The following is a 17,107-nucleotide window of genomic DNA, read 5'->3' as shown; positions in this document are numbered from 1 at the left end:
TCCGGCTGAGACGAACGGTGCGGATCGGCCGACCCGAGCGGGGTCGTGGGGGCCCCTCCCGCGCGAGCGAAGCCGAGAGTGGGGGAGCGTGCAGCCGCAAGGCGGAGGAGTGAGTCGACGCGATGGGGCCCCTCCCGCGCGAGCGAAGCCGAGCGTGGGAGGAGTCGGCGATCGACGACAACGCGGCTGGGGGTGCCCCCTCTGGGGGAGCGCGTGCCAGGGCCCGCGACGCCGGGATGATCCAAACGACACCTCCCTAGCGCCGCCGACGCCCTCGTGTTCCGATGCCATGCCCTGTTACGCCGAGCGGGTGGATCACCGTGCACGCCGCGGGGGGTACGGGCCGGGCGTGTGGGACGGTCGCCTCCGACGGGCCACGGGGAAGGCGGGCGCAGACATGGCCAAGGTCGGACGGATCCTCGCGGTGCTGCTGCTGGCCGTGCTGCCCGGCCTGGCGGCGCCGGCCCTCGCCCACCCGCAGCCGGCGGCGCTGCCCCTGTGGACCGGCAGCTGGGAGACCGCCCCGTCCGGGACCGCCGCGGCCCGGCCCGGCGCCGCCATCCGCAACGTCGTCCACCTCAGCTGCGGCGGCGACGCGGTGCGCGTACGGCTCAGCAACCGGTTCGGCACCGCGCCCCTGAGCCTCGGCACGGTCACCGTCGCGCTGCGCGCGGCGGCCGGCGCGGACGCCCTGCCCGGCACGCTGCGCACCGCCACCTTCCAGGGCGCCCCGGGCGTCACCGTGGCGCCGGGCCAGGACACGGTCACCGACCCGGTGCCGCTGCGCGTCCCGGCCGCCGCAGACCTCCTCGTCACCGTGTACACCCCCGGCGACGGCGGCCCCGCGACCACCCACCAGACCGCCCTCCAGACCAGCTACCTGGCTGCCGACGGCGCGGGCCGCGCCGCCGACGAGGACGGCACCGACTACACGGCCACCGTCACCCGCTGGTACTACGTCACCGGCGTCGACGTCCTCGGCGACTGCGTCGGCAGCGTCGCCGCGTTCGGCGACTCCCTCACCGACGGGACCGGTTCCACCCCCGACACCAACCACCGCTGGCCCGACCGGCTCGCCGCCACGCTGCGGGCCGGCCGGTACGGCGTCCTCAACGCCGGCATCTCCGGCAACCGGCTGCTGCACGACGGCGTCGGGCCGCGCGCCCTCACCCGGCTCGACCCCGACGCCCTGGACCGCGCGGGCGTACGGGTCCTGGTGGTCCTGGAGGGCATCAACGACATCAAGGGCACCCCCGCCGCCGACGACGTCACCGCCTACGCCGACGCCTACCGCACGCTCGTCGCCCGCGCCCACGCCCGGGGCATCCGCGTCATCGGTGTCACCCTCACCCCGTTCCGCGGCTTCGCCGCCTACACCGACGCCCGCGAGGCGGTACGGCAGCAGGTGAACGGCTTCATCCGCACCGGCGGCGCCTTCGACGCGGTCGCCGACGCCGACGCCGCCGTCCGCGACCCCGACGACCAGGCCCGCATCCTGCCCGCCTACGACCCCGGCGACCACCTGCACTTCAACGACACCGGCATGGCCGCCGTCGCCGACACCGTCCTCAAGGCCCTGACCGCCTGAGCCATGCCGTCGAACGCGGTCAGCCCCACAGCACCGCCCCCAGCCACGCGCCCGCGATCAGCAGGCAGGCGAACAGTTCGGCCAGCACGCTGGAGCCGCCCGAGCGCATCGCCGTACGCAGCGCGGCCATCGCCTCGCCGTGCCGGCCCAGGCGCAGCCGCTCGTGCAGGTAGATCCCGGCCATGAAGCCCGGCAGCGCGCCCACCACCGGAAGCAGGACGAAGCCGAGGAACGCCCCGCCGCCCGCGTACACCCCCATCAGCGGCGTGGCACCGCTCTGCCGCAGCCGGCGCGGCGGCAGCGCCCAGCGCACGGCCAGCGACAGCAGCAGCACGACGGTCGCACCCACCAGGACGGACCAGGCCAGCGGCTGCGGATCCGTCAGCGCCCACCACAGCACCGCGGCCCACACCAGCCACGATCCCGGCACCCCGGGCACCAGCACTCCGCACAGGCCGAGCACGATCACCACGCCGACCAGCAGGAGTTCCGACACTCCCATCTGCCCAGAGTGCCGGACAAGCCACGGAACGGCAGGACCGCGCACCGGGACAGCGGCGCGGGGCGCTGCTCAGGAGCGGGTGACCCAGCCCCGTTCGAAGGCGTGCCAGCCCAGTTGCAGCCGCGTCGTCACACCGGCCAGCTCCATCAGCCGCCGCACCCGGCGCTGCACCGTGCGCAGGCCCAGATCGAGCTGTTTCGCCACGCTCGCGTCGGTCAGCCCGGCCAGCAGCAGCGACAGCACCTCCAGATCGGTGCCGTCCGGGCCGTCCGGCCGCTCCTCGGCCGCCCCCGACGCGCCGATGCGCAGCGGCAGCGCCTCCCGCCACACCGACTCGAACAGCCCGGCGAGCAGCTCCAGCAGCCCGCTGGCGTGCACCACCAGCGCGGCCGGCTCCGCCGACGTCGAGGTGAGCGGCACCATCGCCAGCGAGCGGTCGGCCACGACCAGCTTCGTCGGCACCCGGTCCGTCACCCGCACCCGCTCGTCGCGGCCGAGGGCGGCCGTCAGCTCGGTCACCGCGTGCGGCAGGTCCAGTGCCGCGCGCTCCACGACCACCCGGTAGCGCACCCCGCGCGCGGCCGCCCGCTCCTCAGCCTCGTTCGCCATGCCGGACACGACCTGGGGACGGGCGGTGACCAGCGCGCACACCTCCTGTGCCGCGCCCAGCTGGAGCTGGAGGAAGCGCTGGGCGACCGCCGAGGCGCCGGTCACCACCTCCACCAGGTCGTGCACCGCCGGTTCGGCCGCCGCCGCCCGGTACTCCTGCGCGAGCACGGCCGCCGCCAGCTCCGCCTTCTCCAGTTCGTGCCGCTGCTGGGTGAGCAGTGCGCCGAGCGCGACCCCTGGCGGAGCGGCCACCCAGCGGCCGGGCCGGGCCGGGGACTGCGCGGCGAGCCCCTGCCGCTCCAGCCGGCGCAGCGCCCGCTCGGTGTCCGGCTCGGCCAGCGTCAGACGGCGCGCCAGATCGCCCACCTCGGCCGCGCCGACGGACACCAGCGCCCGGTACGCCGCCTCGTGCGTGTCGTCCAGCCCTATCGCTGCCAGCATCGGCCTTCGCCCCTCCCACGCGCCACCACACGCCACGGTCCCGTCATCTCGGCGGGCCCGGCCTGGCGGAAACCGGCCACGGCGCAAACCCGCCGCGGAACATCATCGCCGCTGTGCGGGTGACTCTGCCAAGGTGGCAGCACCTGGGGCAGGTGGTCGCGATCGCGATTCACCGCCCCGTCTCAGGAAACCAAGCCACAATCCGGCCATCCGACCGGCGCCGTCCACCCGGCCCGGTCGCGCGGAACGTGGCCCGGGCCCGTACGTGTGCGAGACGCGCGAAGGGGATTCGGGGCCGGGCCACCGCGGACGTCGCCGGGCGGTCCTCCCGTGGGGGGGTGGGGCCGCCCGGCGGCCATCAGCCTTCTTTCGTACGGCAGTTCACCCCCTCACCCGACCCGCTGCCGGGTGTGGCCGTGGGCGGCGGAATTTCCCGATGCCCCGTTTCCCCGCGGCCCCCGCGGTGGACAATTACCGGCATGAGCCAGCAGGGGGGAAGGCCCGCCCGTCCCGAGGACGACTGGTGGGGGCAGCTGTACGACGACTCCACCGCGGACACGGGCCCCACGACGGCACCCGATTCCCTGGACGACCGCTTCGCCTCCGCGAAGAACACGGTGGCGGGACCGCGTACAGGGGGCACGGGGAGCACCGGGGGCACCGAGAGCGCGCACGACCGGGCACCCCGGGAGCCCGCGCTGCCGGCGCAGCGCACGACCGGGCCCCCGGCCACCCTCGAACAGCCCGCCACCGCCACCGCCGCCGCGCCCCCGGAACCGTCACCGGTGCGGAACTCCTCCTCACTCGCGGTCCCGCCCCCGCCGCCCTCCGCGCTCGACTACGTGGGCTCCGGGCCGCCCACCTACGACCCCGAGCCGACCGCGCTGCCCGTCGCCGAGCCCGACGCGCTGGGGGAGCTGGTCGCGGACACCGTGCTGGACGGGGCCCGGTACGGGGCCTGCACGCTGCGGGCCGTGTCGTTGCGGGGGGACTCGGCGCGGTTCCGGGGCGAGCCCCGGCGGGACGCGGTGCTCACCGCGCGGTTCGGGACGGGGGAGCGGGCGCTGGTGCTCGTCGCGGTGGCGACCGGGGCGCGGGCCACGCCGGGGGCGCATCTGGCGGCGGCCGAGGCGTGCCGGTGGATCGGGCGGGCCGTGGGGCGCAGCCATCCCGGGCTGGTGGAGGACATCCGGGCGGCCCGGCGCGGCGAGCTGAAGTCGGGGCTGGGTCGGCTGGCCGACCGCAGCCTCGGCAGGCTCCGGGCGAGCGCGGCCGAGCGGGGCGTCGACCCCGGGGAGTACACGGCGAGCCTGCGCTGTCTGCTGCTGCCGGGCGATCCGGACTGCCGCACGCGCGTGTTCTTCGGCGTCGGCGACGGAGGGCTGTTCCGGCTGCGGGACGGCGTCTGGCAGGACATCGAGCCGCAGCCCGCGCCGGACGACGACACCGCCGTGCCCCTGACGTCCGAGGGCGACCGGTTCACCATGGACCTCGGCATCCCCACCCCGCCGAGCCCGTACGAGCCGGCGCCGCAGCCGCCGCGCGAGCCGTTCCGCTTCCGCGCCTGCCTCGCCCGGCCGGGTGACGCCCTCGTGATGTGCAGCGCCGGCCTGGCCGAACCGCTGCGCGGCGAGCCCGCGCTCGGCTCCTACCTGGCCCGCCGCTGGTCCGGTCGCACCCCGCCCGGCCTCGCCGCGTTCCTCGCGGACACCCAGGTGCGGGTGAAGGGTTACGCCGACGACCGTACGGCGGCGGCCGTGTGGGAGGCGTGAGCGCCGGCCCTGTGACTGTATGGAGGCATGGCCAAACAGAACGTCGCCGAGCAGTTCGTCGACATCCTCGTCCGCGCCGGCGTACGCCGTCTGTACGGGGTGGTCGGCGACAGCCTCAACCCCGTCGTGGACGCCGTGCGCCGCAACTCCGCCATCGACTGGATCCATGTCCGCCACGAGGAGAGCGCCGCGTTCGCGGCCGGGGCCGAGGCGCAGATCACCGGCAGGCTGGCCGCCTGCGCCGGCTCCTGCGGCCCCGGCAACCTGCACCTGATCAACGGCCTCTACGACGCCCACCGCTCGATGGCCCCGGTGCTCGCCCTCGCCTCGCAGATCCCCTCCAGCGAGATCGGCCTCGGCTACTTCCAGGAGACCCACCCCGACCGGCTCTTCCAGGAGTGCAGCCACTACAGCGAGCTGATCTCCAACGCCCGGCAGATGCCCCGGCTGCTCCAGAGCGCCATCCAGCACGCGGTCGGCCGAAGCGGCGTGAGCGTCGTCTCGCTGCCCGGTGACATCGCCGCCGAGCCGGCCCCGGAGAAGGCCGCGCAGAGCGCCCTCGTCACCTCCCGGCCCACCGTCCGCCCCGGCGACGCCGAGATCGACGCGCTCGCCGAGATGATCGACGAGGCCGGCCGGGTCACCCTGTTCTGCGGCAGCGGCACCGCCGGCGCGCACGCCGAGGTGATGGAGTTCGCCGGGCGGATCAAGTCGCCGGTGGGGCACGCCCTGCGCGGCAAGGAGTGGATCCAGTACGACAACCCGTACGACGTCGGCATGAGCGGCCTGCTCGGCTACGGCGCCGCCTACGAGGCCACCCACGGGTGCGACCTGCTGATCCTGCTCGGCACCGACTTCCCGTACAACGCCTTCCTGCCGGACGACGTACGGATCGCGCAGGTCGACGTACGGCCCGAGGTGCTCGGCCGCCGCTCGCGGCTCGACCTCGCGGTGTGGGGCGACGTACGCGAGACGCTGCGCTGTCTGATCCCGCGGGTGAAGGAGAAGACCGACCGGCGTTTCCTCGACCGGATGCTGAAGAAACACGCCGACGCGCTGGAGGGCGTGGTCAAGGCGTACACCCGCAAGGTCGACAAGCACGTCCCGATCCACCCCGAGTACGTGGCCGCAGTCCTCGACGAAGTCGCCGACGACGACGCCGTGTTCACCGTCGACACCGGCATGTGCAACGTGTGGGCGGCCCGCTACGTCTCGCCCAACGGGCGCCGCCGGATCATCGGTTCGTTCTCGCACGGGTCGATGGCGAACGCGCTGCCCATGGCGATCGGCGCCCAGTTCACCGACCGGGGCCGGCAGGTGGTGTCGATGTCGGGCGACGGCGGGTTCGCGATGCTGATGGGCGACTTCCTCACGCTCGTGCAGTACGACCTCCCCGTCAAGGTCGTCCTGTTCGACAACTCCTCCCTCGGCATGGTCGAGCTGGAGATGCTGGTCGCCGGACTGCCCTCGTACGGCACCACCAACGTCAACCCCGACTTCGCCGCCGTCGCGCGGGCCTGCGGTGCGTACGGGGTGCGGGTGGAGAAGCCCAAGCAGCTCGCCGGGGCGCTCAGGGACGCCTTCAAGCACAGGGGACCGGCGCTGGTGGACGTCGTCACCGACCCCAACGCGCTGTCCATCCCGCCGAAGATCAGCGCCGAGATGGTCACCGGGTTCGCGCTGTCCGCGTCCAGGATCGTGCTGGACGGCGGCGTCGGCCGGATGCTCCAGATGGCCCGCTCCAACCTGCGCAACGTGCCGCGGCCCTAGGGTGTCGTCACCTTCCCGCCTGCCGTGCGACGCCTGGCACGCGCTCCCCCGGAGGGGGCACCCCCAGCCGCGTTGTCGTCGGTCGGCGACTCCCCCGCGCTCGGCTTCGCTCGCGCGGGAGGGGCCCCACGACCCCGCTCGGGTCGGCCGGACCGCACTGTTCATCACGGCCGGCCTGATCCGAACGACACCCCCCTGGGCCGCCTCCTCAGGGCGACCGGAGGGGCGGGTTTCGGCCAGTTTCACGGGGTGTGACGGGGTGCCGACGGCCGGTGCCGGGCGCATCTGCCCGGCCGTTCCGGGGCGTCCGTGGCGGCCGGCGCCCTACCGGGAGGCGGGGACGCGGGTGCGGCACGGCCCGCCGGGCGGACCGCACGCCCCGCGCCCGTGGCCGAACAGCGGTCCTCGGGCGGGGGCCAGGACTGCCCGGGTTTCTGCTGGGCAAGCATCCCCCGTGAACGTGTTCGACCAGGAGGGGCAGGGGCAGACATCGTGCGGGCGGGGGTCATGAAGAGGCAGGCACGAGGGGGCGGTCCCATGGTCGTCGGGGCCGCCACGGACACGACGGGGGAAGAGGCCGGCACCACCACGGACCACGCGCACCGGTTCCGGCGCAGGCTGGGGCGGGCGGATCTGCGGGCGGTGCCCGAGGCCCGGCGGGAGCTGCGCGAACTGCTGCGGCACTGGGGCAAGCCCGGCCGCTCGGAGATCGCCGAACTGCTCACCAGCGAACTGGTCACCAACGCGCTCGTCCACACCGACGACGACGCGGTCCTCACGGCCGTCGTGGCGCCGGGCGGACTGCGCGTGGAGGTACGGGACTTCGTGGCCGGCAGACCGGAACCCCGGGGGCTGGAGACGGACGAGGACACCCACGGGCGGGGCCTGGTGCTGGTGCAGTCCCTCGCGGACGCCTGGGGCGTACGGCCGCACGGCGTGGGCAAGTCGGTGTGGTTCGAACTGGGCGCCGAGGCGGCGTGAGCGCGCGGGCGGTGCACAACGGGCCGGGGGCGTGACCCGTACGGTCACGCCCCCGGCCCGGAACAGGCGTACGGCGTCCTAGCCGAACTGCTGCTCCAGGTCCTTCAGCTTGCGCTCCAGGGAGTCCAGGCGCGGCAGTGCCATGGTGTCGTCCTCCGCGGTGAGGTCGACGGTCACCGGCTCAGATCCGCTGCGGACCGGCTGCAGGGAGGGTCGGGCGCGCACGGGCAGTTGCTCCGCGCCGGATATGGCAGGCTCCGCGGCGACTTCGGCGGGGGCGCGCTCGACGGCGCCCACCTCGACCTCGACCTGGCGGCCGGCGCGTCCGACGAAGCCGCGGTGGCCCCGGCTGATGGCCTTCAGCTGGGCGCGCTCGATGCGCTGCTGGTCACGCCGGCGCTGCCGCGTCTCGTCCTTCTGCCGCTTGTCGTCGCGGACCTCCTCGACCGCCTCGTCGAGGCTGCGCACGCCCTCCAGGAGCATCAGCGACCAGGCCTTGTAGGTCTCGCGAGGGGCGCGCAGCCAGCGCACGATGCGGATCTGCGGCAGCGGACGCGGCACCAGGCCCTGCTCGCGCAGCGCGGCCCGGCGGGTCTGCTTCAGGGCGCGGTCGAACAGGACGGCCGCCGACAGCGACATGCCGGAGAAGAACTGGGGGGCACCGGCGTGGCCGGCGCCCCGGGGCGCGTGCACCCAGTTGAACCAGGCCGCCGCGGCGGCGAACATCCACACGAGGATCCGGGAGCCGAGCGCCGCGTCACCGTGGCTGGCCTCGCGCACGGCGAGCACCGAGCAGAACATCGCCGCGCCGTCCAGGCCGAACGGCACCAGGTACTGCCAGCCGTCCGTCAGCCCCAGGTTCTGCTCGCCGAAGCCGACGAGGCCGTGGAAGGAGAGGGCTGCGGCGACCGCCGCACAGCAGAACAGGAGCACATAGGAGGCCGTGCCGTAGATGGCCTCTTTGCGTCTGCGGCGCTCCTCGCTGCGCTCCCAGGAGTCGTCCGTGCTCGCGTTCTCCCCGGAGGAGCGCTTGCCGCGCGCGAGCACCGCCACCGCCGCCAGCATGCCCAGGAGCAGTACGGCGCCCGGAAGCAGCCAGTTCAGCGATATGTCGGTCAGCTTCATCAGGGGTCCCTTGCATTGGGATAGGGCGTAACGCCCGCCATAGTGGCCCACGCCCGACGGCCCTCAGGGGGTTTCGGGGCAAGAGGCCGCCAAGGAGGTGCAAGGGGATGCCCACGGACGGCGTTCTGCTCGAACTGCCGCATGAGGGGCGGGAGTTGAGTTCGAATAAGAGTACCCGCACGGATGGTGTCGCGGAAAGTTCCCGTGACGTGTGAGGGGGTTGTGAAAGGGGGGCCGGGCTGCCGTAGATGATCTTAGCGGACGGGCCGTGCCGTCTTGATCACACCGAGGCGAGCCTGGCTGTATCGATTCAGCGACGGCGGGCCGGTGGGTTTGACCCTCCGGGTTCTGCGCCTAAGGTGCTTGACGGACAGGTGACAACCCGCCGTTAATGGCCCAAGTACCGACAAGCCGCCAGGAGGATCCCGTGGACCCCGTGAAGCAGGGCACCCAGGGCTGCGCCCGGGTGCCCGCGCAGGCACGTGTGGCGCAGGTCTCCGGCCCCTCCGGTCCCTCCGGCGGCACCTGGGAGCGGGAGGACGTGCCGCCCGGCGCCCGCGGTGAGCACCCGCACGCCGAGCCGCCGATACCCGGGTCCCGGGCCGCGGTGCAGCGCTCCTCGGTGCGCGGCCAGATCCTGGACGCGCTGCGCACCGCGCTCGTGACCGGCGAGCTGGAGCCGGGCGAGGTGTACTCGGCGCCGGTGCTCGGCGAGCGCTTCGGGGTCTCGGCGACGCCTGTGCGGGAGGCCATGCAGCAGCTCGCCCAGGAAGGCGCGGTCGAGGTCGTGCCCAACCGGGGCTTCCGGGTCGTGCGGCGCGGTGCGCGGGAGCTGTCGGAGCTGGCGGAGGTGCGCGGGCTCATCGAGGTGCCGGTGATGCTGCGGCTCGCCCGTACGGTGCCGGCCGAGCGGTGGGCCGAGCTGCGGCCGCTGGCGGAGGAGACGGTCCGCGCGGCGGCCGCCGGCTGTCCGGCCACGTACGCCGAGTCCGACCGGGCCTTCCATGCCGCGCTCCTCGCCCTGTCCGGCAACGAACAGCTGGTCCGCATCGCCTCCGACCTGCACCGCCGCTCCCAGTGGCCGCCGGTGCGGCAGGGGCGCGGGTATCTGGTCGCCGACGCGGCGGAGCACATGGCGCTGCTGGAGGCGCTGGTCACGGGGGACGTGGACGTGGTGCGGGGGCTGGTGTCGGAGCACTTCGCGGGCGCGTGCTGAGCGGGGCGGGTGAGCGCCGCGGGGGTTGTGCCGTCCCCCGGGTGCGGCCCGGTGGGGCTGTTCGCGCCCACGCGGCGGAGCCGCGTATCGGTACAGCCCCGCGCCCCCAGGGGGCGCCCTCACCCGGCGACGCGGCTGTACCCCCTACGCCGTCGCCACCCCCGGCGCCGGTGGGGCCAACTGCCGTGCCAGCCATGTCGGTACGCCGCCCAGCAGGCGGAACAGGCGGCGCGCCTCCTCCCGCAGCCGGGACGCCTCCGGCTCGGACTCCGCGTCGGCCAGGGAGGCCAGTGCCGGGGCCGTGCCGACCAGATAGCCCAACTCCTCCCTGATCCGCAGGGATTCGGCGAAACCGTGCCGCGCCTCCGCCAACTCGCCGTCGCGCAGGGCGAGTCCGGCCAGGTGGCGCCAGGTGAAGGACAGCAGGAGCGGGTCGGCGTCGGCCGTCGCGCCCGCGTGGGCCCGGCGGTAGGCCGCGCGGGCCGCCTGCGGGGAGCGCGTCAGGTTCTCGGCCAGCAGGCCCCGCCGGAAGTCCAGCAGGGCCCGGCCCGCCCCGCCCGGCGGGATCAGCGCCGCCGCCCGGCCCAGTGCCGCCCGCGCCTCGTCCGCGCGGTCGCGCACCGTGTGCAGTGTTGCCGCGTAGGCCAGTTGGCCGCGCTCGCAGGCCGCCGCGCCGCGCTCCTCGTCGGTGTGCGCGAGCGCCTCCGCCGTACGCAGCGCGTCCTCCGCCTCCGCCCAGCCCCGCTCGGTGTACAGACACCGTTCGACCAGCAGCGCGGCCCGCTGGAGGGCCGACGCGGGCGTGTCGTGCGGCAGCAGGGCCGCCGCGTCCGCCCAGCAGGCCCGCGAGCGCAGCCGCCACACCGCGGTCTGGAGCGGATCGTCACCGGCGGTCGTTCCGTTGCCAGACATGGCGGAGTGCGCCACGTTGCCCTCCCCGAGCACGCCATCGAGCTGTTGAGTGGTGGCGGCATTCCAGCACCGATCGACGGGCCGGGCCAAGGGGGTGGGTGAAAGTTTTCACAAAGTAGTGGGGTGCGGGCGTGACCGCTTTTGCGTGTCTTGCCCCCACGCGCCCCCGCTGACCTCAGCTCATCCGCAGGGCCAGGAAGAAGTCCAGCTTGTCCTCAAGGCGCGAGAGGTCCCGTCCCGTCAACTGCTCGATCCGGCCGACCCGGTAGCGCAGCGTGTTGACATGCAGGTGGAGCCGGGTGGCGCAGCGGGTCCAGGAGCCGTCGCAGTCGAGGAACGCCTCCAGGGTCGGGATCAGCTCGGCCCGGTGGCGGCGGTCGTAGTCGGTCAGCGGGTCCAGCAGCCGGGCCGTGAAGGCGCGGCGGACGTCGTCCGGGACGAACGGCAGCAGCAGGACGTGCGAGGCCAGCTCCTGGTGGCCGGCCGCGCAGACCCGGCCCGGGCGGGCGGCGGCCACCCGGCGGGCGTGCCGGGCCTCCTCCAGGGCGCCGCGCAGGCCCTCCGCCGAGTGCACGGCCGCGCTGACGCCGAGGGTGAGCCGCCCGTCGTCGTCCAGGCCCGCCGACAGCGGCTCGCGCACGGCCTTCAGCAGGGCGTCGGCGAGCAGCCCGGTCTCGGAGCCGTCGTGCTCGGTGGAGACCGCCGGGAGGGGGACCAGGGCGATCGCCTCGTCGCCGGTGTGCGCGACCGCGATCCGGTCCGACGGCTCCGGGCCCGTGGCCTGCGGGTCGACCAGCACCTCCTCCAGCAGCGACTGGGCGACCGGGCCGCCCTCGACCTGCTCGCCGTCCCACTCCACGCGGGCCACCACGACCTGCCAGTGCGGGGCCGCGCCGAGCCCGGGCAGCAGCACCGGGGCGGCCACGCGCAGCCGGGCCGCGATCTCGGCGGGCGCGGCACCCGTCTGGACCAGTTCCAGGACCTCCTGGGCGAGCCGGCGCCGCACCGTGCGCGCCGCGTCCCGGCGGTCCCGCTCGACCGCGATCAGCTGGGTCACGCCCTGGAGCAGGTCCATGCGCTCCTCGGGCCAGTCGCCCGCGTCCGCCTCGACGGCCAGCAGCCAGTCCGACAGGACCGTCTCGCGCACGTCGCGGGCGGCCTGCGGGGAGCGGCCGGTGGAGCGGATCGGGAAGAGGGAGTACGTGGCGCCGCCCAGCAGGACCCGGTGCGGGCCGCGCCGGCCGGTGCGGGTGGCGGCCAGGTGCTCGGCGGCGAGCTTCGCGCAGGTCTCGGCGGGCAGGCCGGGGCCCGCCTCCTTGGAGCCGGCGATCAGCCGGCCGGTGGGGGAGAGCACCCAGGCACGCAGGTCCAGGTCGGTGCCGAGCAGGTCCAGGACGACGTCCGGGCCGCCGCCCGCCGGGCCCGAGGTCATCATCCGCCGGTGCCGGTCCACCACGGCCGCCAGGTCCCCGGCGCGCTCGCTGGAGACCTGCCGTACGACGTGCTCGGTGATCGTCGCGAAGGCCACCGACTCGTGCACCGCGAACAGCGGCAGCCGGTGCCGGGCGCAGGCCAGCACCAGGTCCTCCGGCACATCGCCCAGCTCCGCCTCACCGGCCGCGAGGGCCGCCACCCCGGCCTGCACCAGGATGCGGACGAACGGTTCGGAGTCGTCGGCGTCCCGACGCCAGGCGAGGCCCGTCAGCACCAACTCGCCGCCGGAGAGGTACCGGCTCGGGTCGCGCAGGTCGGTCGTCATGACCCCGCGCACCGAGCGGTCCAGCTCCTCCTCGCCGCCGAGCAGCCGCAGCCCCAGCACATCGGTGTCCAGAAGTGCGCGCAGCCGCATCTCGTCGCCGCCGTTCTTGTGTCTCGAAACCTACGATGGATCTTGGAGGGTGACGCGGGAAGGGCCCGGCACGGGCCGTACAGGGCGCAGTCCGGAGTCTCCGCAGCGTTTCCTGCGTTTCCCCAGGAAATCGGAGAGGTTACCGATGACCTCCGTTCATACGAATCTACAAGATGCCCGTGGTGGCCAGCCAACTCCTTCATGGTTTCGGTGACTGACCCCGCCGGAGTACGGGGCGGTGTACTGAGTCCACTCCGCGTTAACAGGACATGAACGAGCCGCGCCCGCCGCACACGGATTGGCTCAATCTGCACGACTCACGAGACGAAGAAGAGAGCCGGTCATGGACTTCCTTCGCCCCGCCAGCTGGGAGGAGGCGCTCGCCGCGAAGGCCGAGCACCCCACCGCTGTGCCGATTGCGGGTGGCACCGATGTGATGGTCGAGATCAACTTCGACCACCGCCGGCCCGAGTACCTGCTGGACCTCAACCGCATCGGTGAGCTCACCGAGTGGGAGATCGGCGAGGAGAGCGTACGGCTGGGTGCCTCCGTCCCGTACACGAGGATCATGGAGAATCTCCGTGCCGAGCTGCCGGGCCTGGCGCTCGCCTCGCACACGGTCGCCTCCCCGCAGATCCGCAACCGCGGCGGCGTCGGCGGCAACCTCGGCACGGCCTCGCCCGCCGGTGACGCCCACCCCGCCCTCCTCGCCGCCGGCGCCGAGGTCGAGGCGGAGTCCGCGGCCCGCGGCACCCGGCTCATCCCGATCGACGAGTTCTACACGGGCGTCAAGCGCAACGCGCTCCAGCCCGACGAGCTGATCCGCGCCGTGCACGTCAAGAAGGCCGACGGCCCGCAGCAGTACTCCAAGGTCGGCACCCGCAACGCCATGGTCATCGCCGTGTGCGCCTTCGGTCTCGCGCTGCACCCCGAGACCCGCACCGTGCGCACCGGCATCGGCTCGGCCGCGCCCACCCCCGTGCGGGCCAAGGCCGCCGAGGAGTTCCTGAACGCCGCGCTGGAGGAAGGCGGCTTCTGGGACAACGGCGAGATCATCACCCCGTCGGTCGCCAAGCAGTTCGCGGACCTGTGCTCCGGCGCCTGCAACCCGATCGACGACGTCCGGGGCACCGCGAGCTACCGCCGCCACGCGGTCGGTGTCATGGCCCGCCGGACGCTGACCTGGACCTGGGAGTCGTACCGCGGCGCCCGCCGCGCATCTGAGGGAGCTGCGTAATGCGCGTCAACTTCACCGTCAACGGACGTCCGCAGGAGGCCGACGACGTCTGGGAGGGCGAGTCCCTGCTGTACGTCCTGCGCGAGCGCCTCGGCCTGCCCGGCTCCAAGAACGCCTGCGAGCAGGGCGAGTGCGGCTCCTGCACCGTGCGCCTGGACGGCGTGCCGGTCTGTTCCTGCCTGGTCGCGGCCGGCCAGGTCGAGGGCCGTGACGTCGTGACCGTCGAGGGCCTCGCGGACTTCGCCAAGGAGCGGTCCTGCGGCACGGGTGCCTGCGGTACGACGCTGCAGGACGCCCAGCAGTGGAAGGCCAAGCCCGCCTCCGACTCGCAGACCGGCGAGGGCACCGGACTCAGCCCCGTCCAGCAGGCGTTCATCGACGCCGGCGCCGTCCAGTGCGGCTTCTGCACCCCGGGTCTGCTCGTCGCCTCCGACGAACTCCTGGAGCGCAACCCGAACCCGAGCGACGCGGACATCCGCGAGGCGCTGTCGGGCAACCTGTGCCGCTGCACGGGCTACGAGAAGATCATGGACGCGGTCCGCCTCGCGGCCGCCCGCCAGTCCGAGGGGGTCTGACAGACATGCCGACCAACGGCGCTCCTACGAAGATCACGCAGGGCTCGCAGACCAAGGGCGGCATCGGCGAGTCCACGCTCCGCCCGGACGGCACCCTCAAGGTCACCGGCGAGTTCGCGTACTCGTCCGACATGTGGCACGAGGACATGCTGTGGGGCCAGATCCTGCGCTCCACCGTCGCGCACGCCGAGATCGTCTCGATCGACACCTCCGAGGCCCTCGCCATGCCGGGCGTGTACGCGATCATGACGTACGACGACCTGCCCACCGAGGTGAAGAACTACGGCCTGGAGATCCAGGACACCCCGGTCCTCGCGCACGGCAAGGTGCGCCACCACGGCGAGCCGGTCGCGATCGTCGCCGCCGACCACCCGGAGACGGCTCGCCGCGCCGCCGCCAAGATCAAGGTCGACTACAGGGAGCTCCCGGTCATCACCGACGAGGCCTCCGCGACCGCGCCGGACGCGATCCTCGTCCACGAGGGCCGCGACGACCACCACTCGGGCCACGTCCCGCACCCCAACATCGTGCACCGCCAGCCGATCGTCCGCGGCGACGCGGACGAGGCCGCCGGGCGCGCCGATGTGATCGTGAAGGGCGAGTACACCTTCGGCATGCAGGACCAGGCCTTCCTCGGCCCCGAGTCCGGTCTCGCCGTGCCCGAGGAGGACGGCGGCGTCCACCTCTACATCGCCACCCAGTGGCTCCACTCCGACCTGCGCCAGATCGCGCCCGTCCTCGGCCTGCCCGAGGACAAGGTGCGGATGACGCTGGCCGGCGTCGGCGGCGCGTTCGGCGGCCGCGAGGACCTGTCGATGCAGATCCACGCCTGCCTGCTCGCCCTGCGCACCGGCAAGCCCGTCAAGATCGTCTACAACCGGTTCGAGTCCTTCTTCGGACACGTCCACCGCCACCCGGCCAAGCTGTACTACGAGCACGGGGCCACGCGCGACGGCAAGCTGACGCACATGAAGTGCCGGATCGTCCTGGACGGCGGCGCCTACGCCTCCGCCTCCCCGGCGGTCGTCGGCAACGCCTCCTCGCTCTCCGTCGGCCCGTACGTCATCGACGACGTCGACATCGAGGCCATCGCCCTCTACACCAACAACCCGCCCTGCGGCGCCATGCGCGGCTTTGGCGCGGTCCAGGCGTGCTTCGCCTACGAGGCGCAGATGGACAAGCTGGCGAAGGAACTCGGCATGGACCCGGTGGAGTTCCGGCAGCTCAACGCCATGGAGCAGGGGACCATCATGCCGACCGGGCAGCCGGTCGACTCCCCGGCCCCCGTCGCCGAACTGCTGCGCCGCGTCAAGGCGATGCCGCTGCCGCCCGAGCGCCAGTGGGAGTCCAGCGAGGGCGCCGACGTACGGCAGCTGCCCGGCGGTCTGTCCAACACCACGCACGGCGAGGGCGTCGTACGCGGTGTCGGCTACGCGGTCGGCATCAAGAACGTCGGCTTCTCCGAGGGCTTCGACGACTACTCCACCGCCAAGGTCCGCATGGAGGTCATCGGCGGCGAGCCCGTCGCCACCGTGCACACCGCGATGGCGGAGGTCGGCCAGGGCGGTGTCACCGTCCACGCGCAGATCGCCCGCACCGAGCTCGGCGTCACCCAGGTGACCATCCACCCGGCCGACACCCAGGTGGGCAGCGCCGGTTCGACCTCGGCCTCCCGGCAGACGTACGTCACCGGCGGCGCCGTGAAGCACACCTGCGAACTCGTCCGCGAGAAGGTCCTGGAGCTCGGCCGCCGCAAGTTCGGCAGCTACCACCCGGCCTGGGCGACCGCCGAACTCCTGCTGGAGGGCGGCAAGGTCGTCACCGACGGCGGCGAGGTCCTCGGCGACCTGGCCGACGTCCTGGAGGGCGAGAGCGTCGAGATCGAGGCGGAGTGGCGGCACCGGCCGACCGAGGCCTTCGACCTGGTCACCGGCCAGGGCGACGGGCACGTCCAGTACTCCTTCGCCGCGCACCGCGCCGTCGTCGAGGTCGACACCGAACTCGGCCTGGTCAAGGTCATCGAACTGGCCTGCGCCCAGGACGTCGGCAAGGCGCTCAACCCGCTCTCCGTCGTCGGCCAGATCCAGGGCGGTACGACCCAGGGCCTGGGCGTCGCGGTGATGGAGGAGATCATCGTCGATCCGAAGACGGCGAAGGTCAGGAACCCCTCCTTCACCGACTACCTGATCCCGACCATCCTCGACACGCCGACCATCCCGGTCGACGTCCTCGAACTCGCCGACGACCACGCCCCGTACGGGCTGCGCGGCATCGGCGAGGCCCCCACCCTGTCGTCCACCCCGGCCGTCCTCGCGGCGATCCGGAACGCGACTGGGCTGGAGCTCAACCGCACTCCGGTACGGCCCGAGCACCTCACGGGGACCTGACCCTTCGGGGTTCCAACCGGTTTTCTCCCGGGGGGACTTCGTCCCCCCGGCCCCCACTGTTCGTCTCGGGCCGTCCCCCGGGTCGTCCAATCCCAAATCTCGTGCCGACAAGGAATGGCACGGGTGCCCCTGTGAACCTTGGG

13 protein-coding genes are annotated in these 17,107 nt (G+C 73.7%); 8 read left to right on the top strand and 5 right to left on the bottom strand.

What is annotated here, in order from left to right; translation table 11 throughout:
* The first annotated feature begins 397 nt into the window (after nucleotides 1-397).
* Nucleotides 398-1,588, top strand: coding sequence for a GDSL-type esterase/lipase family protein (locus ACZ4MF_RS12930; protein ID WP_467492067.1), 1,191 nt, complete (start codon nucleotides 398-400; stop codon nucleotides 1,586-1,588).
* Between the two features lie 19 nt (nucleotides 1,589-1,607).
* Here the strand turns inward: ACZ4MF_RS12930 and ACZ4MF_RS12925 are convergent, their stop codons facing one another.
* Together ACZ4MF_RS12925 and ACZ4MF_RS12920 are read right to left on the bottom strand one after the other, a co-directional pair.
* Nucleotides 1,608-2,090 (bottom strand): DUF456 domain-containing protein, encoded by a 483-nt coding sequence (locus ACZ4MF_RS12925; protein WP_467492066.1) that lies wholly within the window; start codon nucleotides 2,088-2,090, stop codon nucleotides 1,608-1,610.
* Nucleotides 2,091-2,159: 69 nt separating this feature from the next.
* Nucleotides 2,160-3,140 (bottom strand): helix-turn-helix domain-containing protein, encoded by a 981-nt coding sequence (locus tag ACZ4MF_RS12920; RefSeq protein ID WP_467492065.1) that lies wholly within the window; start codon nucleotides 3,138-3,140, stop codon nucleotides 2,160-2,162.
* A gap of 479 nt (nucleotides 3,141-3,619) precedes the next feature.
* Here ACZ4MF_RS12920 and ACZ4MF_RS12915 point away from each other — a divergent pair, with 479 nt between their 5' ends.
* The 3 genes from ACZ4MF_RS12915 (at nucleotide 3,620) to ACZ4MF_RS12905 (ending at nucleotide 7,663) form a co-directional block, all read left to right on the top strand.
* Entirely contained in the window at nucleotides 3,620-4,912 is a 1,293-nt protein-coding gene (locus tag ACZ4MF_RS12915) for a protein phosphatase 2C domain-containing protein (protein ID WP_467492064.1), read from the top strand.
* A gap of 27 nt (nucleotides 4,913-4,939) precedes the next feature.
* Entirely contained in the window at nucleotides 4,940-6,682 is a 1,743-nt protein-coding gene (locus ACZ4MF_RS12910; protein ID WP_467492063.1) for a pyruvate dehydrogenase, read from the top strand.
* Nucleotides 6,683-7,219: 537 nt separating this feature from the next.
* On the top strand, nucleotides 7,220-7,663 hold the full coding sequence (locus tag ACZ4MF_RS12905; RefSeq protein WP_467492062.1) for an ATP-binding protein: 444 nt from the start codon (nucleotides 7,220-7,222) through the stop codon (nucleotides 7,661-7,663).
* A 78-nt stretch (nucleotides 7,664-7,741) separates the two neighbouring features.
* Here the strand turns inward: ACZ4MF_RS12905 and ACZ4MF_RS12900 are convergent, their stop codons facing one another.
* Nucleotides 7,742-8,788, bottom strand: coding sequence for a DUF2637 domain-containing protein (locus ACZ4MF_RS12900; protein ID WP_467492061.1), 1,047 nt, complete (start codon nucleotides 8,786-8,788; stop codon nucleotides 7,742-7,744).
* Between the two features lie 436 nt (nucleotides 8,789-9,224).
* Between ACZ4MF_RS12900 and ACZ4MF_RS12895 the strand changes: the two genes are divergently transcribed.
* Complete coding sequence (locus ACZ4MF_RS12895) at nucleotides 9,225-10,004, top strand: GntR family transcriptional regulator (protein WP_467492298.1); 780 nt, start codon at nucleotides 9,225-9,227, stop codon at nucleotides 10,002-10,004.
* Nucleotides 10,005-10,148: 144 nt separating this feature from the next.
* On the opposite strand, the gene ACZ4MF_RS12890 is transcribed toward ACZ4MF_RS12895, so the two are convergent.
* On the bottom strand, nucleotides 10,149-10,916 hold the full coding sequence (locus ACZ4MF_RS12890) for a hypothetical protein (RefSeq protein ID WP_467492060.1): 768 nt from the start codon (nucleotides 10,914-10,916) through the stop codon (nucleotides 10,149-10,151).
* A 175-nt stretch (nucleotides 10,917-11,091) separates the two neighbouring features.
* On the bottom strand, nucleotides 11,092-12,765 hold the full coding sequence (locus ACZ4MF_RS12885) for a PucR family transcriptional regulator (RefSeq protein WP_467492059.1): 1,674 nt from the start codon (nucleotides 12,763-12,765) through the stop codon (nucleotides 11,092-11,094).
* Between the two features lie 343 nt (nucleotides 12,766-13,108).
* On the opposite strand from ACZ4MF_RS12885, the gene ACZ4MF_RS12880 reads away from it, so the two are divergent.
* From ACZ4MF_RS12880 to ACZ4MF_RS12870, 3 genes are read left to right on the top strand one after another with little or no spacing between them, the layout of a single operon-like run.
* Complete coding sequence (locus ACZ4MF_RS12880) at nucleotides 13,109-14,002, top strand: FAD binding domain-containing protein (protein ID WP_467492058.1); 894 nt, start codon at nucleotides 13,109-13,111, stop codon at nucleotides 14,000-14,002.
* Entirely contained in the window at nucleotides 14,002-14,577 is a 576-nt protein-coding gene (locus ACZ4MF_RS12875; RefSeq protein ID WP_467492057.1) for a (2Fe-2S)-binding protein, read from the top strand. Before ACZ4MF_RS12880 ends, ACZ4MF_RS12875 begins: the two co-directional genes overlap by 1 nt.
* 5 nt (nucleotides 14,578-14,582) lie before the next feature.
* Entirely contained in the window at nucleotides 14,583-16,964 is a 2,382-nt protein-coding gene (locus ACZ4MF_RS12870; protein ID WP_467492056.1) for a xanthine dehydrogenase family protein molybdopterin-binding subunit, read from the top strand.
* Nucleotides 16,965-17,107: the final 143 nt, after the last annotated feature.

The sequence above is a fragment of the Streptomyces sp. NPDC025793 genome (assembly GCF_055558375.1).
Note: the sequence above shows the minus strand (reverse complement) of the source record. Positions and strands in the feature narration are given on the sequence as shown.

Excerpts from the sequence above, each read along its gene's own strand:
- ACZ4MF_RS12930 (WP_467492067.1), top strand. The coding sequence starts at position 398 with ATGGCCAAGGTCGGACGGATCCTCGCGGTGCTGCTGCTGGCCGTGCTG.
- ACZ4MF_RS12925 (WP_467492066.1), bottom strand. The coding sequence starts at position 2,090 with ATGGGAGTGTCGGAACTCCTGCTGGTCGGCGTGGTGATCGTGCTCGGC.
- ACZ4MF_RS12920 (WP_467492065.1), bottom strand. The coding sequence starts at position 3,140 with ATGCTGGCAGCGATAGGGCTGGACGACACGCACGAGGCGGCGTACCGG.
- ACZ4MF_RS12915 (WP_467492064.1), top strand. The coding sequence starts at position 3,620 with ATGAGCCAGCAGGGGGGAAGGCCCGCCCGTCCCGAGGACGACTGGTGG.
- ACZ4MF_RS12910 (WP_467492063.1), top strand. The coding sequence starts at position 4,940 with ATGGCCAAACAGAACGTCGCCGAGCAGTTCGTCGACATCCTCGTCCGC.
- ACZ4MF_RS12905 (WP_467492062.1), top strand. The coding sequence starts at position 7,220 with ATGGTCGTCGGGGCCGCCACGGACACGACGGGGGAAGAGGCCGGCACC.
- ACZ4MF_RS12900 (WP_467492061.1), bottom strand. The coding sequence starts at position 8,788 with ATGAAGCTGACCGACATATCGCTGAACTGGCTGCTTCCGGGCGCCGTA.
- ACZ4MF_RS12890 (WP_467492060.1), bottom strand. The coding sequence starts at position 10,916 with ATGTCTGGCAACGGAACGACCGCCGGTGACGATCCGCTCCAGACCGCG.
- ACZ4MF_RS12885 (WP_467492059.1), bottom strand. The coding sequence starts at position 12,765 with ATGCGGCTGCGCGCACTTCTGGACACCGATGTGCTGGGGCTGCGGCTG.
- ACZ4MF_RS12880 (WP_467492058.1), top strand. The coding sequence starts at position 13,109 with ATGGACTTCCTTCGCCCCGCCAGCTGGGAGGAGGCGCTCGCCGCGAAG.
- ACZ4MF_RS12875 (WP_467492057.1), top strand. The coding sequence starts at position 14,002 with ATGCGCGTCAACTTCACCGTCAACGGACGTCCGCAGGAGGCCGACGAC.
- ACZ4MF_RS12870 (WP_467492056.1), top strand. The coding sequence starts at position 14,583 with ATGCCGACCAACGGCGCTCCTACGAAGATCACGCAGGGCTCGCAGACC.